Below are 15,374 nucleotides of genomic sequence, written 5' to 3'. Positions count from 1 at the left end.
GATGCCGTCACGCAGGTCCTTCCTTCGCCTGACGGCCTTCGGGATCCTCGTGATCGCCCTCGTCACCCTCCTCACCCCGCTGCTGCGCCCGCGCACCGAGCCCGTGGCGCAGCCCGGCCCCCTCGTCGTCGTCTCGATGCCCACCCTGCGCTGGGCCGACGTCGACGAGCGCCGCACCCCCACCCTGGACCGGCTCGCCGACGACGCCGCCATCGGCAACCTCGCCACCCACGCCGTGGCCGGGCACAGCTGCTCCGGGTCGGTCTGGGCCACCCTGTCGTCCGGGTTCCGCGTCTCCCTCGACGACGGCACGCCCGAGGCACCGGCAAGCGGTCCCGTCGTGCCCTGCCCACCGATCCCCCGCCCGGTCCCGACCGGCGGCCTCGGCGAGCTGGGCGGCCCGGCGCGCTTCCCGGACTTCCCGCGCTGGCGGGCCGAGCTGCTGGCCCAGCCCGTGCCCGCCGAGCTCGGCCTCCTCGGCACGCAGCTGCTCGAGCGGCGCCAGTGCATCGCCGCGGCCGGGGCTGGAGCGGCGGTCGGGGCGGTGCGCAAGGACGGCACCGTGGCGTCGTACGAGCCCGACCCCCGGCGCGCCGACCTGCGGCGCTGCCCCATCACCTTCGTGTCCTTCGACGGCGTCGACGACGCCGGGCTGGCGCGGATCATCGACCGGCTGCCGCGCGAGGCGACCCTGGTCGTCACGGGGCACGCCGACGACCAGGCGCCCGAGTCGTTGCGCGCGGTCCTGATGAGGGGCCCCGGCATCCCCGAGGGGCGGCTGACGTCGGCCTCGTCGCGCCAGCCCGGGCTGATCCGCACCACCGACCTCACCGCCCTGGTGACCTCGCGCGTCTCGGCGCTGCCCGGCACGAGCTACGAGGGACGCATCCCCGTGGTGCTGCCCGGGGCGAGCGGCGACGACGTGCGCGCCGAGCTGGCCGGCACCGCCCGGGCCCTGGACGTGCAGCACCACCTCGTGCGGCCGTTCTTCACGACCTACGTCCTCGTCTCGCTCGTCACCATCGGCGTCATCCTGCTCGTGCTGCAGCGGGACCGCAGCCGGGGCCAGACGATCCGTCGGTCCTCGGCCGGGCGGGCCCTGCGCATCGCCTCCGCCGCGGTGGCCGCCGTCCCCGTCTCGACCTTCCTCGCCGGACTGGTGCCGTGGTGGCGGTGGGACCACCCGACGCTGGGCCTGGTGATCTCGGTCCTGGGGTGGGCGGCGGTGCTCGCCACGGTCGCGCTGCGGGGACCCTGGCGGAGCCGGCGAGCCGGACCCGCAGGATTCCTCGCGGCGACGACGGCTCTCGTCCTCGCCGTCGACCTCGTGCTCGGCGGTCACCTGCAGCTGATGACCATGATGGGGTTGCAGCCCGTCTACGGCGGGCGCCTGCACGGCCTCGGCAACGTCGGGTTCGCCCTCACGGCCAGCGGGGCCCTGCTCGCTGCCTCCCTGCTCACGGGACGCCTGTCCCGCCGCGACCCCAGCCGCGCGGCCCGCGTGATCGCGGCCATGGGGATCGTCACGGTCGCGGTCGACGGGCACTACGCCCTCGGGGACGAGGCCGGCGGCTCCCTGGCGCTGGTCTGGGGCTTCGGTTACCTCGCCCTCAAGGCCTCGGGGCGCCGAACGACCTGGCGGGGCGTGGCCCTGATCGCGGCCCTCAGCGCCTTCACCGCGCTCGTCATGGCGACCCTCGACATGCTGCGACCGCGCTACGAGCGCAGCCACATCGGCGACTTCCTCGCCACCCTGATCGAGACCGGCGACCTCACCTCGGTCGTGCGCAGCACCTTCGTCAACAACTGGTCCATGCTCACCTCGCAGTGGGTCAACCTCGGCGTGCCCGTCCTGCTCCTCCTCGCCGCCTGGGCCGCCCGACGCCCGCTCTCCTCGCTCGGGCGCCCCCTCACCCGCCTCGAGCGCCAGATCCCCCTGCTGCGCATCGGCTTCACCGCCATCGTGCTCTGCTGGATCGTCGGCTTCCTCACCAACGACTCCGGCACCTCGATCCCGCCCGCCGGCTCGATCCTGATCGTGCCGCTGGTCGTGCTGATGACCGCCTGCGCGCCCCAGCCCCCGGCCGACCACGCGCCTGGCCACGCCCCGGATCGCGCGGCGGACGCAGCAGCCTCCTGAGGGGAGCCACCGCCCCCGCTCACCCTGGGTCTTCTGCCAGGCGGAAGGGCTCTGGCCCCCGCGTCGTGGCCTCTGTCACTGTGGGGCTCCCTGCCAGGAATCCTGGCAACTAGACGGAGGTCCCCCAACGTGTCAGAGTCGACTCGCTTTGATGAGGATCCGCGCCAGATCCTCGCCAAGGGCCGGATGGGCGGGCGGCAGTACCTCGCCGTCGCCATCGCGACCACCCTCAACGCCCTCGACGGCTTCGACGTCCTGTCCATCAGCTTCGCCTCGCCCGGCATCGCCAAGGAGTGGGGCGTCAGCCGGGCCGCGCTCGGCCTGGTCCTGTCGATGGAGCTCATCGGCATGGCGGTCGGCTCGATCATCCTCGGCAACATCGCCGACCGGATCGGTCGCCGCAAGACGCTGATGGTCTCGCTCGTCATCATGGGCCTCGGGATGTATCTCGCGACGCATGCCACTGGCGTCGTGGTCCTCTCGGCATACCGGCTGCTCACCGGCCTCGGCATCGGGGGCATGCTCGCGGTGACCAACGCCGTCGTCGCCGAGTTCTCCAACGCCAAGCTCAAGAGCATGTTCGTCGCGATCATGTCCGCGGGATACCCGGTCGGCGCCATCGTCGGAGGCTCGATCGCCTCCGGCCTGCTCGCCTCCACGGGCGACTGGCGCTCGGTCTTCTACTTCGGAGTCGTCATGTCCGTCGTGATGCTCCCGGTCGTGTACTTCGTCCTGCCGGAGTCGGTCGGCTACCTCGTCCAGAAGCGTCCGCACGGCGCGCTGGAGCGGATCAACGACACGATGACCAAGCTCGGTCACCGCACCGTCGCGAGCCTGCCCCCGATGACCGCCGACGAGCCGCGCACCTCGGTCAAGCAGCTCTTCTCCGGCGGCCTCGGCCGGATCACGATCCTGCTGACCGCGGCCTACTTCGCCCACATCATGACCTTCTACTTCATCCTCAAGTGGGTCCCCAAGATCGTCGTCGACATGGGCTTCTCGCCCGCGTCCGCCGGTGGCGTCCTGGTGTGGGCCAACGTCGGTGGCCTCATCGGCGCCCTGACGCTCAGCTTCCTGTCGGTCCGGCTCTCGACCCGCCTGCTGGTCATCGGCGCCATGCTGGCGTCCACCGCGGCCGTCATCTTCTTCGGCCACGGCGCCGACGGTCTCGCCGGGCTGTCCTTCCTCGCGGCCCTCGGTGGCTTCTTCACCAACGGCGCCGTCTCCGGGCTCTACGCCCTCGTCGCGCACTCGTTCCCGTCGGCGGTCCGCGCCGGCGGCACTGGCTTCGTGATCGGTGTCGGCCGCGCCGGCGCCGCGCTGGGTCCCGTCCTCGCCGGCCTGCTCTTCCAGAGCGGCATGGGCCTGCAGGGCGTGGCCATCGCCATGGCCATGGGCTCGATCATCGGCGCGGTCTGCCTGCTGGGCCTGCGCACCACCCGGGAGTCCGCCCTCTGATGCTGCGGCCCTGAGGGACCGGCCGCAGGACCGGCCCTCGGCGTTCGGCCCTGTGGCTGGGCGGCAGCACCGACAACGCACAAGACTGATGAACGGCCGGCACCGCCGGCCAGGAGACGAAGGAGTCCCGCATGTCCGTCACCGAGCACACGTCTGTCGCCCAGCCCGCCGGCAACCCGGGTCCGGCCACCGCCAAGATCCTGTCCTTCCCCCTCAACACCTGGTATGTCGCCGCGTGGGACCACGAGGTCACCAACAAGGCACCGCTGTCGCGCCGCGTCTGCGACAAGCCCCTCGCGCTCTGGCGGACCACGGACGGCCGCGTGGTGGTGCTGGCCGACGCGTGCTGGCACCGCCTCGCCCCGCTCAGCCGCGGCGCCGTGGTCGGGGACGAGATCCAGTGCCCCTACCACGGGATGCGCTACGACGCGGCGGGCCGCTGCACCCACATGCCGGCGCAGCGGACGATCAACCCGAGCGCCGCCGTCCCGTCATACCCCGCCGTGGAGCGCTATCGCTTCATCTGGGTCTGGCTCGGCGACCCGGACCTGGCCGACCCGGACACCATCCCCGACATGCACCAGATGACCTCCCCGGAGTGGGCGGGCGACGGCGAGACGATCCCCGCCGACTGCAACTACCAGCTCGTCGTCGACAACCTCATGGACCTCACCCACGAGGAGTTCGTCCACTCGTCGTCGATCGGGCAGGAGGAGCTGAGCGAGGCCGGCTTCGACACCACCCACACGGACACCACCGTCACGGTGACGCGGCACATGAGCGACATCGACCCGCCGCCGTTCTGGCTCAAGAACATGAACGACAAGTTCCCCGGGTTCTCCGGCAAGGTCGACCGCTGGCAGATCATCCACTTCCAGGCGCCGTCGACGGTCTGCATCGACGTGGGCGTCGCCAAGGCCGGCACCGGGGCGGCCGAGGGTGACCGCAGCGAGGGCGTCAACGGCTATGTCATGAACACCATGACCCCCGAGACCGACCGCACGAGCCACTACTTCTGGGCCTTCATGCGCAACTACCGCCTCGAGAGCCAGACGATCACGACCCAGCTCCGCAACGGGGTGCACGGCGTCTTCGGCGAGGACGAGGTCATGCTCAAGGCGCAGCAGGAGGCCATCGACGCCAACCCCGAGCACGAGTTCTACAGCCTCAACATCGACATGGGTGGCATGTGGGCCCGCCGCATCATCGAGCGCATGCTCGCCGCGGAGGGACGAGGCTGATGGCGGTCGACCAGGTCGCCCACTGGCAGGAGGTCGACGTCGTCGAGGTCGGCGACGCGGCCGACGGGATCCGTCGGGTGGTCCTGCGGTATGCCGAGCCGCAGCTCGCCCGCCCCGGGTCGCACGTCGACGTCCGGGTCCCCACGCCGGACCGCGGCACCCTCACGCGCTCCTACAGCGTCGTCGAGTCGCTGGACGGCGGTCGCCGCCTCGCCCTGTCGGTCCACCGGTCGGCGGCCAGCCGCGGTGGCTCGGTCGCCATGCACGCCCTCGTCCCGGGTGACCGGCTGCGGGCCACCCAGCCCCTGCAGAACTTCCCCCTGGGGGTGGGTGCGAGCCGGTATGTCGTCCTCGCGGGCGGCATCGGCATCACGGCCGTCCTGGGCATGGCGCGCGCCCTCAAGGCCCGCCGGTCCGACTACGACGTCCACTACGTCGGCCGCACCCGCGCCGCCATGGCCTACGTCGACCAGCTCGCCGCCGAGCACGGTGACCGCGTCCGCCTCGCCGTCGACGCCGAGGGCACGCCGCTGGACGTCGAGGACCTGCTCGACGACATCGCCGGCGACGAGCGGGCCGCGTCCACCGAGCTCTACATGTGCGGACCGATCCGGCTGATGGACGCCGTGCGGCGCGGGTGGGAGCGCCGCGGGCTCCCGGTGACCAACCTGCGCTTCGAGACCTTCGGCAACTCCGGGTCCTGGGCCCCGCAGGACTTCGTCGTCCGCGTCCCCGCGGCCGGGGTCGAGGTGCGGGTCGACGCCAGCACGACGATGCTCGAGGCCCTGGAGCGGGCGGGCGTCGACATGATGTGGGACTGCCGCAAGGGCGAGTGCGGCCTGTGCCAGGTCAAGGTGACCGCCCTGGACGGCCAGGTCGACCACCGCGACGTCTTCCTCTCCGCCGACGAGAAGGCCGGCGACGACCGCCTCTGCGCCTGCGTCTCCCGCGCCGTCGCCCACGGCACCCCCCGGATCGGGGACACGGACGAGCCGGACGACGCGCCGCCGCGCTCGCCCGAGCGGCCCGCCGTCGTCACGATCGAGACCACCTGAGGCAGGGTCGGATCCGCCGTGCCACCATCGTCATCACGCGCCTGCGCCCATTGCTCCCTCGAATCCGGTGGTGCCCCATGACCATTCGCATCCTCTCGTCCAAGGCTCCCGCGCCGCTCCTGGCCCGGCTCGTGACGGAGCTCGGGGCCGAGCCCGCGGCGCAGGGCGGCGCTGACGACGTCGTCGCGGACGCCGCCGGTGGGGTCGACGTCGAGCAGCAGGTGGCCTCGGGCGCCGGCGTGGACGTCGTCGTCCTGGCCTCCGGAGCCATCGAGCGCCTCGCCGCGCAGGGCCACGTCCTGCCCGAGCCGCAGGAGCTCGTCCTCGCCACCGAGGCCGTCGTGGCGGTCGCCGACGGCTCCGGCCGTATGGCGGGCGCCGACGGCGCCGACCTCCCGGACGTCTCGACCCCCGAGGCGTTGCGGGCGGCCGTCGAGCGGGCCCGCGCCGTGGGCATCTCCACCGGCCCCAGCGGCGACGCCGTCCGCCGCATCCTCGACGCGTGGGGTCTTGCCGACCGCACCGTGGTGGCCCCGCCCGGCGTCCCCGTCGGGTCCATGCTCGCCGACGGCACCGCCGACCTCGTCGTCCAGCAGCGCACCGAGCTGGAGGGCATGACGGGCGTCGCCGTCGTCGGCCCGCTCCCGGGGGACCTGGCGCTCACGAGCAGGTTCGTCGGCGCGGTGGTCTCCGCCTCCGACCAGCCCGAGGCCGCGGCCGCCGTCCTCGCCGGCATCGCGCGCCTCGCCCGGTCCTGCGACTGACCCCACCTCCCCGACCCGACCCTCGTCCCGTCCACGCCAGCCCCGTCTACGCCAGCCCCGCCCCGCCACAAGGAGCCCCGCATGATCATCGACATCCACGGTCACTACACGACGGCTCCGCCGCAGCTCGGCGCGTGGCGGGACCGGCAGGTCGCGGCATACGACACCGGCGGTGCAGCCCCCGCGAGCAGCGAGCTGGTGATGAGCGACGACGAGATCCGCGAGACGATCCAGACCCAGCAGCTCGCCACGATGCGCGAGCGCGGGATCGACCTCACGGTGTTCAGCCCGCGGGCGAGCTTCATGGCGCACCACCTCGGCGACGCGGCGGTCTCGGAGGCCTGGGCGGCCATCTGCAACGAGCTCTGCCACCGGGTCAGCCGCCTGTTCCCCGACAGCTTCATCGGAGCCGCCATGCTCCCGCAGTCGCCGGGCGTCCCGATCGAGCGCTCGCTGCCCGAGCTCGACAAGGCCGTCACCGAGTACGGCTTCGTCGGCGTCAACGTCAACCCCGACCCCTCCGGCGGCCGGTGGTCGAGCCCGCCGCTGACGGACCGTTACTGGTACCCCCTCTACGAGAAGATGGTCGAGCACGACATCCCCGGGATGATCCACGTGTCGACGAGCTGCGTGCCGGCCGTCCACACGACCGGCGCCTACTACCTGGGCGCCGACACCACGGCGTTCATGCAGCTGATCCAGGGTGACCTGTTCGCCGACTTCCCGACGCTGCGGTTCGTGATCCCCCACGGCGGCGGCGCCGTGCCCTACCACTGGGGACGCTTCCGTGGCCTGGCGCAGCAGCTGGAGCGGCCCCCGGCCGAGGAGCTGCTCCGCAACGTCTACTTCGACACCTGCGTCTACCACCAGCCCGGCGTCGACCTGCTCACCCAGGTCATCCCCACGGACAACATCCTGTTCGCCTCCGAGATGATCGGCGCGGTCCGCGGCATCGACCCGCTCACCGGGCACGGCTACGACGACACCCGCCGGTATGTCGACGGCACCCCGCACCTCGACGACGCCGGTCGCGCCGCCGTGTTCGAGCACAACGCCCGCCGCGTCTACCCCCGGCTCGACGCAGCCATCTCCTGATCGCCACCCGCCTGAGAGGATCCACCCATGCACGAGCTCGGAGTCGTCCACACGCAGATCACCCGCGCCGACCGCGAGGCCACCGACGCGCTGGCGGAGCTCGGCAGCGCCACCGTCCACGAGGCCCTCGGGCGGGTCGGTCAGCTCCAGCCCTCCCTGCGCCCCATCTATCCCGGGGCCCGGATCTCGGGCACCGCCGTGACCGTGCTGCTCCAGCCCGGTGACAACTGGATGATGCACGTCGCGGCCGAGCAGATCCGCCCAGGTGACGTCGTCGTCGCCGCCCCCACCTCTCCCTGCACGGACGGCTACTTCGGCGACCTGCTGGCCACGTCCTTCCAGGCGCAGGGCGCCCGCGGCCTGGTCATCGACGCCGGCTGCCGCGACGTGCGCACCCTCGAGGAGATCGGCTTCCCGGTCTGGAGCCGGGCGATCTCGATCAAGGGCACCATCAAGGCCACCCTGGGGTCGGTCAACGTGCCGCTCGTCTGCGGCGGCATGATCGTCCACCCCGGTGACGCGATCGTGGCCGACGACGACGGGATCGTCTGCGTCCCCGCCGACCGCGTCACCGAGGTCCTGGAGGCGGCGCGCAAGCGCGAGGCCAACGAGGGCGCCAAGCGCGAGCTCTTCGCATCGGGCACGCTGGGGCTCGACTACTACGAGATGCGCGAGGGCCTCGACCAGGCAGGCCTGCGCTACGTCGACTGACGGAGACCCGATGACGCCTCGTCCGGACGTTTCGGATCCTGTCGCTTCCTCCGACCGGCGTCCGCGGGCCCCGCGCGTCCCGGGGCAGGTGTCGGCCGCCGGCAAGGTGATGGCGGTCCTCGCGACCTTCAGCCGCGAGCGCCCCAGCCAGACCCTGACGCAGATCGCCCGGTCGAGCGGCCTCGCCCTGAGCACGGTGCACCGGGTGGTGCGCGAGATGGAGGAGTGGGGCGCGCTCGAGCGCGGCGACGACGCCTCGTGGCACGTCGGGCTGCGGCTGTGGGAGGTCGCGTCCGGCTGCCCCCGGGGACAGATCCTGCGCGAGATCGCCCTGCCCTTCCTGCAGGACCTCTACGAGGCGACGCACGAGAACATCCAGCTCGCGGTCCGGGAGGGCACCGAGCTGGTCTTCGTCGAGCGCATCGCCGGGCACCGGTCCGTCGAGCTGCTCACGATGGTCGGTGGCCGGTTCCCGATCACCGCCACGGGCATGGGGCGCGTCCTGCTCGCCTACGCACCGCCCGAGATCCAGGAGGCTGTGCTCGCCGAGCCCATCCCGCGGCGCACGCCGTTCACGGTCACCGACCCGGTCACGGTGCAGGAGCAGCTCCGCGCCATCCGGCGCGAGCAGGTGTTCGTCAGCGACCGGCAGCTGTCGGAGACCACCGTGGCGGTCGCCGCGCCCATCCGGATGGGGCGCTCGGGGCCCGTGCACGCGGCGCTCGGCGTCGTCGTGGCCAGCGCCCCGGCCACCGACCGGATCGGCGGGCTGCGCCCGGCCGTCCTGGGGTCGGCGCAGGCCATCTCCGACGCGCTCGGCGCGAGGGTCCCCCGCCCGTCCTGACGCGGTCCGCGCGAGCAGGTGCGACCCGCTCGATCCCCCTTCCGCCCCGTGGAAGGGCCGCAGACGCCCCGCCGGTCCCCGTGGGAGTTTTGGACCTGGAGATCCACCCCCCCACCTGCCACGACGCGCACCGGGTGCGCGCCTCGCCGAAGGAGGTCCGACGATGGACCGTGCACCGCGACCGATCCGGACCGGCCGGCTCGACGAGGGGGTTCGATGAGCGAGACGTTCACCAAGACCCCGGGCTGGCTCGACTGGTACTCCGACCCGTCGACCCCGGCGTTCCAGGTGCCCGAGGGTGCCGTCGACGCGCACTGCCACGTGTTCGGGCCCGGTGACCTGTTCCCCTTCGCCCCCGAGCGCAAGTACACCCCTTGCGACGCGTCCGCCGACCAGCTCTTCGCGCTGCGGGACCACCTCGGCTTCAGCCGCAACGTCATCGTGCAGGCGACCTGCCACGGCGACGACAACCGCGCGATGGCGGACGCCGTCCGCCGCGCCGAGGGCCGGGCCCGCGGGATCGCGACCGTCCGCGCCGACGTCAGCCAGGACACCCTGGCCGAGCTCGACGAGGCAGGCGTGCGTGGAGTCCGGTTCAACTTCGTCAAGCGCCTCGTCGACATCACCCCCAAGGACCAGCTCCTCCGGGTGGTCGACAAGATCGCGCCACTCGGCTGGCACGTCGTCGTCTACTTCGAGGCCCCCGACATCGACGAGGTCGGCGGCCTGGTCGAGGCCATCACCGTGCCGGTCGTCATCGACCACATGGGGCGCCCCGACGTGACCAAGGACCCGGCCGGCCCCGAGTTCGACGCCTTCGTGGACCTCATGCGGTCGCGCGACGACGTGTGGTGCAAGACCACCTGCCCGGAGCGCCTGTCCGAGAGCGGTCCGGCCGCCCTCGACGGCGAGCAGCGGGCGTATGACGACGTCGTGCCCTTCGCCAAGCGGATCGTCGACACCTTCCCCGACCGCGTCATCTGGGGCACGGACTGGCCGCACCCCAACCTCAAGAAGCACATGCCCGACGACGGGCTCCTCGTCGACTGGATCCCCCGGATCGCCGACACCCCCGACAAGCAGCAGCGGCTGCTCGTGGACAACCCCCTGCGTCTGTACTGGCCCGAGGAGGCCCGATGAGCAACGACAAGTCCTACCGCAACGTCCCCGGCACCACGATCTTCGACGCGGCGCAGAGCGCCAAGGGCTACCACCTCAACCAGTTCTGCATGTCCTTGATGAAGGCGGAGAACCGCGAGCGGTTCGTCGCCGACCAGCGCGCCTACCTCGACGAGTGGCCCCTGTCGGAGGAGCAGAAGCAGGCCGTCCTGGACCTCGACCTCAACGCGGCGATGCGGCTGGGCGGCAACATCTACTTCCTGTCCAAGATCGGCGCCACCTTCGGCCTGTCCTTCCAGCAGATGGCGGGCTCGATGACGGGCATGTCCGGGGAGGACTACCGCGCGATGATGGAGAGCGGCGGCCGGTCCGCCGACGGCAACCGGCTCGCCGACGCCGCGGCCGCGGGCGAGGAGCTGGGCGCCGAGGGTGCGGCCACGGACGCCGCCGGCGGCGACGAGATGGCGGCCGCCGTGATCGAGGCGGCGGCCGGCGACGCCCAGCAGGAGCACCACGTGACCCTCGCCGCGACCGTCTTCACCTCGCACGTCCCGGCGATCGGCGCGGCCATGGACCTCGGCAAGACCGAGGAGCCCTACTGGAAGAAGGTGTTCGACGGCTACGTCGAGTCCCGGCAGTGGCTGAAGGACAACACCCCCGACGTCGTGATCCTCGTCTACAACGACCACGCGACGGCCTTCGACCTCACGATGATCCCGACGTTCGCCCTCGGCACCGGCGCCTACTACCCGCCGGCCGACGAGGGCTACGGTCGGCGGCCCGTCCCGCCGGTCCACGGCTACCCCGAGCTCGCCGCGCACCTCGCGCAGTCGCTCATCATCGACGACTTCGACCTCACGCTCGTCAACGAGATGGACGTCGACCACGGCCTGACGGTCCCCCTGTCGCTGCTGTGCGGCGACGTCGAGGAGTGGCCGTTCAAGGTCATCCCCCTGGCGGTCAACGTGGTGCAGTACCCCGTGCCCTCAGGTGCGCGCTGCCTGGCGCTCGGCAAGGCCCTGCGCCGAGCCCTGGACACGTGGGACGAGGACATCACGGTCCAGGTCTGGGGCACGGGCGGCATGTCGCACCAGCTCCAGGGCCCGCGGGCCGGGCTGATCAACGCGGAGTGGGACAACGCCTTCCTCGACCGCCTCGTCGAGGACCCCCAGGGCCTGTCCCGGGTGCCGCACCTGGAGTACGTCGACGAGGCCGGCTCCGAGGGCATCGAGCTCGTCATGTGGTTCATCGCCCGCGGGGCCATGAGCGACGTGAACGAGACGGGCTCGATCGAGGTCCTGCACCGGTTCTACCATGTGCCCGCCTCCAACACGGCGGTCGGGCACCTCGTCCTGGCCAACCACACCAAGGAGTGACCATGGCTACCACCGACACCGTCCGGATCGCCCTCGCGGGGGGCGGCGCCTTCGGCGCGAAGCACGTCAACGCCCTCAAGCGCATCGAGGGGGTCGAGGTGACCACGATCATCAGCGCCAGCCTCGAGTCCGCTCAGGCGTTCGCGGACGAGCACGGCGTCGGCACCGCCGTCGGCAGCCTCGAGGAGTCCCTGCAGCGCGACGACGTCGACGCCGTCATCCTCGCGACGCCGACCCCGCTCCACGCCTCGCAGACGCTGGAGTGCCTGCGCGCCGGCAAGCACGTCATGGTCGAGATCCCGCTCGCCGACTCCCTGGCCGACGCCGAGGAGTGCCTCGAGGCCCAGCGCGCGAGCGGCCTGGTCGGCATGGTGGGCCACACGCGTCGGTTCAACCCCAGCCACCAGTGGGTCCACAACGCGATCACGGCGGGCGACTTCGCCATACAGCAGATGGACGTCCAGACGTTCTTCTTCCGTCGCAAGAACCTCAACGCCCTCGGCCAGCCGCGCAGCTGGACCGATCACCTCCTGTGGCACCACGCGGCCCACACGGTGGACCTGTTCGCCTACCAGACCGGTAGCCCCATCGTGCAGGCCAACGCCGTCCAGGGCCCGATGCACCCCGAGCTCGGCATCGCGATGGACATGTCGATCCAGCTGCGGGCCGAGAACGGCGCGATCTGCACCCTGTCCCTGTCGTTCAACAACGACGGCCCCCTCGGGACCTTCTTCCGCTACATCGGCGACACCGGCACCTACATCGCGCGCTACGACGACCTCGTGACCGGCAAGGAGGAGGAGATCGACGTCAGCGACGTCGACGTCTCCATGGACGGCATCGAGCTGCAGGACCGCGAGTTCGTCGCGGCGATCCGCGAGGGCCGCGAGCCCAACGCCTCGATCGCGTCGGTCATCGACTGCTACCGCGTGCTGGACGGCCTGGAGAAGCAGCTCGAGGCCCAGTCCTGATGGCGCTCGCGGACGCTGCCCGACGCCGGCTCGGGCCCTTCGAGGTCGCCCCCGTCGGCCTGGGCTGCATGAACCTCAGCCACGTCTACCACCCCATCCCGGACGAGGAGCAGGGCGCCGCGGTCCTGCGCGCCGCCCTCGACCTCGGCGTCGACCACCTGGACACCGCGGCGCTCTACGGCTTCGGCGCCAACGAGCGACTCGTCGGGTCCACCCTCGGGTCGCGTCGCGACGAGCTCACCCTCGCCAGCAAGTGCGGTATGACGGGCGTCGACGGCAAGCGCGTCATCGACGGCAGCCCTGCCACGATCCGCCGCACCTGCGACGAGGCGCTGACCAGCCTGCGCACGGACGTCATCGACCTCTACTACCTGCACCGCGTCGATCCCGGCGTGCCGGTCGAGGAGAGCGTCGGGGCCATGGCCGAGCTGGTCGACGAGGGCAAGATCCGCGCGATCGGCCTGTCCGAGGTGTCCGCGGCGACGATCCGGCGCGCCCACGCGGTGCACCCGATCGCCGCCGTGCAGAACGAGTACAGCCTGTGGACCCGCAACCCCGAGCTCGGGGCCCTGGACGTCTGCGCCGAGCTCGGCATCACGCTCGTGGCGTTCAGCCCGCTCGGCCGCGGCATCCTCACGTCGACCCCGCCGGACGTCGCGTCGCTGCCGCAGCAGGACCTCCGGGTCTCGATGCCGCGCTTCCAGGGCGACGCCTATGCCGCCAACCTGGCCATCGTGCGCGAGCTCGACGCGCTGGCGCAGGAGGCCGGGGTGACGCTCGCCCAGCTGGCGCTGGCCTGGGTCCTGTCCCGTGGCGAGCACGTCGTCGCGATCCCGGGGACGCGCAGCATCGAGCACCTCGAGGAGGACCTGGGCGCCGCGACCGTGTCGCTGCCCGCGGACGTCCTCGAGCGGGCGTCGGCGCTGATGAACGAGCGCACCGTCCACGGCCCGCGCTACGGCGCCGGTGCGGCGGCGGACGTCGACACCGAGTCCTTCCCCGAGGCCGGCTGACGACCGCATCCACGCGCACGACGACGAGGCCCCCGCCGACCATGTGGCCGGCGGGGGCTTCGTCGTGTCCTGCTGGAGGACTGTTGGCGGGCTGGAGACCAAAGTGCGTTCCCGCAGGTCAGAGGGTTGTTCTGCTGACCCTGAAATCGGGTTTCCCCGCGCCTCCTGGGGAGTTTCCCCGCGCCCGGTGTAGGTGTGTGACATTGGTGTCCTCGCGTGCTGGTCTGAGTGCGGGCCCTCGCCCATCGCTGTCCTAACGGACCCGCCAATGGGGTCTCCCTGTCGATATCGGCGGTGCCACAGGGTTGCTGGACGACGTATGCCCCGAGCGCGGGCGGGAACGCCGCTGACGACCGCGGTGGCTCCGTGCGCGGCGAAAATCGTGCGCGACGTGAGAACGGCGGCGTTAGTAGGTCCGTGCTGTGGTGCACGCGGCAGAGATGTCTGCAGCCGCTGAAAGTCCAGCCGAGGGGTCGGTGTCGTCCACCGTGTCGGCGAAGCGATCGAAGGCAGCCAGTAGAGGCTTGTAGCGCATCTCCGCGACACCCGCTCGCTGCGCGGCGGCATAGGCGATGTCCCCATAGGAGAGAACGGTCTGCTCGTCGGTGCCCGGCTCGTTTAGGTGAAGGAGGCCGTCCCAGTAGCGGTCCCAGTAGTCGCAGGACTTGATGGCTTCGGCATGAGCGTCAACACCATCAGTGGCGTAGTCGAGCGTCACGCAGCCTCGAAGCCCCCACAGGGTTCCGACGAGGATCAGGCAACCAGCCAGAACCTTCCCGAGGAAGTCGCCGACTCGGCTGGAGACTGTGGGTTCGCTCATAGCGTTCATATCGGCGCTTGCATCGAACTACTGGACGTGCGCCTCCGGTACGCTCCGCGCGCCGGTCAGCATGTCGATCAGAACGGGTATTCGGTCGACGTAACATCCGGCCCGAGAACCCCAGGGACACCGTCGGAGAGGGCCACGAAAACACCCATCCGCGCGGCGAGCACAAACTCAGCCATGAACATCTTCGTGCCGGGAATCTCCCGCGCGAGGTCAAGCGCCGCCACCTCTCCATACGACTCGGCGGCATCAAGGACACACTGCCGGACCTCACGACGCGTTCCCCATCATCGCGCTCTTGGCCACCTTCCCCATGTAGAAGCCGTGGGCGTAGATGAACCACATCCGCATGGCGATCTCGTCGTCGCCGGTCTGCGCCTGGAAGAACGGGACGACCACTTGACCCTGCGCCGACAGCAGTTGCATGGGCAACTCGCGGGGTTGTCCCGACAGCCACGCTTGGTACATCCGAATGAACTGCTTGGAGGCGCGCTGCGCCCTTGGCGTGAGAGGCGGGCCTACGAGGAGGCCCTCGTTGTTCAACTCAGGGTCTACCAGCGGAATCATCGGGCTCCGCATAGCCAGGCGAGCCTTGACGTGGATCAAGAACGCAGCACCAACGATGATGGCCAGGACCGTGAGCACGATTGTCATGCCGTCCATATCGGGCTCTTCAACCTTGAGGTGGGGGTGAGCGCGACACGCTAGAGCACGGGGTGAGGGTGGTTGGGGGTCGAGGCCTTCAGGATCGGAAGCGTCTC

The 15,374-nt window shown here is 71.3% G+C and carries 15 protein-coding genes; 12 read left to right on the top strand and 3 right to left on the bottom strand.

Translation table 11 applies throughout. From position 1 onward, the window contains the following. Position 1: 1 nt before the first annotated feature. The 12 genes from K313_RS0111395 (at position 2) to K313_RS0111340 (ending at position 13,787) form a co-directional block, all read left to right on the top strand. Positions 2-2,140, top strand: a complete 2,139-nt coding sequence (locus tag K313_RS0111395; RefSeq protein ID WP_029211727.1) for a hypothetical protein — start codon at positions 2-4, stop codon at positions 2,138-2,140. A 129-nt stretch (positions 2,141-2,269) separates the two neighbouring features. Then, positions 2,270-3,598: an MFS transporter gene (locus K313_RS0111390; protein WP_034252965.1), complete on the top strand. Its 1,329-nt coding sequence runs from the start codon at positions 2,270-2,272 to the stop codon at positions 3,596-3,598. A gap of 131 nt (positions 3,599-3,729) precedes the next feature. Next, the gene (locus tag K313_RS0111385) at positions 3,730-4,839 is read left to right on the top strand and encodes an aromatic ring-hydroxylating dioxygenase subunit alpha (RefSeq protein WP_029211725.1); all 1,110 of its coding nucleotides are present in this window, start codon (positions 3,730-3,732) and stop codon (positions 4,837-4,839) included. Beyond that, on the top strand, positions 4,839-5,894 hold the full coding sequence (locus K313_RS0111380) for a PDR/VanB family oxidoreductase (RefSeq protein ID WP_029211724.1): 1,056 nt from the start codon (positions 4,839-4,841) through the stop codon (positions 5,892-5,894). Before K313_RS0111385 ends, K313_RS0111380 begins: the two co-directional genes overlap by 1 nt. A gap of 77 nt (positions 5,895-5,971) precedes the next feature. After that, positions 5,972-6,658, top strand: a complete 687-nt coding sequence (locus K313_RS0111375) for a molybdate ABC transporter substrate-binding protein (protein ID WP_051274114.1) — start codon at positions 5,972-5,974, stop codon at positions 6,656-6,658. An 81-nt stretch (positions 6,659-6,739) separates the two neighbouring features. After that, entirely contained in the window at positions 6,740-7,753 is a 1,014-nt protein-coding gene (locus K313_RS0111370) for an amidohydrolase family protein (RefSeq protein ID WP_029211722.1), read from the top strand. A gap of 27 nt (positions 7,754-7,780) precedes the next feature. Next, positions 7,781-8,464 carry a 4-carboxy-4-hydroxy-2-oxoadipate aldolase/oxaloacetate decarboxylase gene (gene ligK / locus K313_RS0111365; RefSeq protein ID WP_029211721.1) on the top strand — a complete coding sequence of 228 codons (684 nt, stop codon included), beginning with the start codon at positions 7,781-7,783 and terminating at the stop codon, positions 8,462-8,464. Positions 8,465-8,474: 10 nt separating this feature from the next. Then, positions 8,475-9,308, top strand: a complete 834-nt coding sequence (locus K313_RS0111360) for an IclR family transcriptional regulator (protein WP_084412757.1) — start codon at positions 8,475-8,477, stop codon at positions 9,306-9,308. Positions 9,309-9,524: 216 nt separating this feature from the next. Then, positions 9,525-10,448: an amidohydrolase family protein gene (locus tag K313_RS0111355; RefSeq protein ID WP_029211719.1), complete on the top strand. Its 924-nt coding sequence runs from the start codon at positions 9,525-9,527 to the stop codon at positions 10,446-10,448. Beyond that, the gene (gene ligA / locus K313_RS0111350) at positions 10,445-11,803 is read left to right on the top strand and encodes a protocatechuate 4,5-dioxygenase subunit alpha (protein ID WP_029211718.1); all 1,359 of its coding nucleotides are present in this window, start codon (positions 10,445-10,447) and stop codon (positions 11,801-11,803) included. Before K313_RS0111355 ends, ligA begins: the two co-directional genes overlap by 4 nt. 2 nt (positions 11,804-11,805) lie before the next feature. Continuing rightward, the gene (locus K313_RS0111345; protein WP_029211717.1) at positions 11,806-12,774 is read left to right on the top strand and encodes a Gfo/Idh/MocA family oxidoreductase; all 969 of its coding nucleotides are present in this window, start codon (positions 11,806-11,808) and stop codon (positions 12,772-12,774) included. After that, entirely contained in the window at positions 12,774-13,787 is a 1,014-nt protein-coding gene (locus tag K313_RS0111340) for an aldo/keto reductase (protein WP_019285211.1), read from the top strand. The genes K313_RS0111345 and K313_RS0111340 overlap by 1 nt, the downstream gene beginning before the upstream one ends. 406 nt (positions 13,788-14,193) lie before the next feature. On the opposite strand, the gene K313_RS0111335 is transcribed toward K313_RS0111340, so the two are convergent. From K313_RS0111335 to K313_RS0111325, 3 genes are all read right to left on the bottom strand, one after another. Beyond that, positions 14,194-14,505 carry a hypothetical protein gene (locus K313_RS0111335; protein WP_156911353.1) on the bottom strand — a complete coding sequence of 104 codons (312 nt, stop codon included), beginning with the start codon at positions 14,503-14,505 and terminating at the stop codon, positions 14,194-14,196. A gap of 179 nt (positions 14,506-14,684) precedes the next feature. After that, entirely contained in the window at positions 14,685-14,840 is a 156-nt protein-coding gene (locus tag K313_RS23540) for a hypothetical protein (protein WP_156911351.1), read from the bottom strand. A 43-nt stretch (positions 14,841-14,883) separates the two neighbouring features. Beyond that, on the bottom strand, positions 14,884-15,374 hold a 491-nt coding region (locus K313_RS0111325; protein ID WP_205621857.1), incomplete at its 5' end, for a hypothetical protein.

Origin of the sequence: Arsenicicoccus bolidensis DSM 15745 (assembly GCF_000426385.1) — a bacterium.
Classification (GTDB): Bacteria; Actinomycetota; Actinomycetes; order Actinomycetales; family Dermatophilaceae; genus Arsenicicoccus; species Arsenicicoccus bolidensis.
Note: the sequence above shows the minus strand (reverse complement) of the source record. Positions and strands in the feature narration are given on the sequence as shown.

What these genes read in the sequence shown, in the direction of transcription:
- K313_RS0111395 (WP_029211727.1), top strand. Translation starts at nt 2, where the DNA reads ATGCCGTCACGCAGGTCCTTCCTTCGCCTGACGGCCTTCGGGATCCTC.
- K313_RS0111385 (WP_029211725.1), top strand. Translation starts at nt 3,730, where the DNA reads ATGTCCGTCACCGAGCACACGTCTGTCGCCCAGCCCGCCGGCAACCCG.
- K313_RS0111380 (WP_029211724.1), top strand. Translation starts at nt 4,839, where the DNA reads ATGGCGGTCGACCAGGTCGCCCACTGGCAGGAGGTCGACGTCGTCGAG.
- K313_RS0111375 (WP_051274114.1), top strand. Translation starts at nt 5,972, where the DNA reads ATGACCATTCGCATCCTCTCGTCCAAGGCTCCCGCGCCGCTCCTGGCC.
- K313_RS0111370 (WP_029211722.1), top strand. Translation starts at nt 6,740, where the DNA reads ATGATCATCGACATCCACGGTCACTACACGACGGCTCCGCCGCAGCTC.
- ligK (WP_029211721.1), top strand. Translation starts at nt 7,781, where the DNA reads ATGCACGAGCTCGGAGTCGTCCACACGCAGATCACCCGCGCCGACCGC.
- K313_RS0111360 (WP_084412757.1), top strand. Translation starts at nt 8,475, where the DNA reads ATGACGCCTCGTCCGGACGTTTCGGATCCTGTCGCTTCCTCCGACCGG.
- K313_RS0111355 (WP_029211719.1), top strand. Translation starts at nt 9,525, where the DNA reads ATGAGCGAGACGTTCACCAAGACCCCGGGCTGGCTCGACTGGTACTCC.
- ligA (WP_029211718.1), top strand. Translation starts at nt 10,445, where the DNA reads ATGAGCAACGACAAGTCCTACCGCAACGTCCCCGGCACCACGATCTTC.
- K313_RS0111345 (WP_029211717.1), top strand. Translation starts at nt 11,806, where the DNA reads ATGGCTACCACCGACACCGTCCGGATCGCCCTCGCGGGGGGCGGCGCC.
- K313_RS0111340 (WP_019285211.1), top strand. Translation starts at nt 12,774, where the DNA reads ATGGCGCTCGCGGACGCTGCCCGACGCCGGCTCGGGCCCTTCGAGGTC.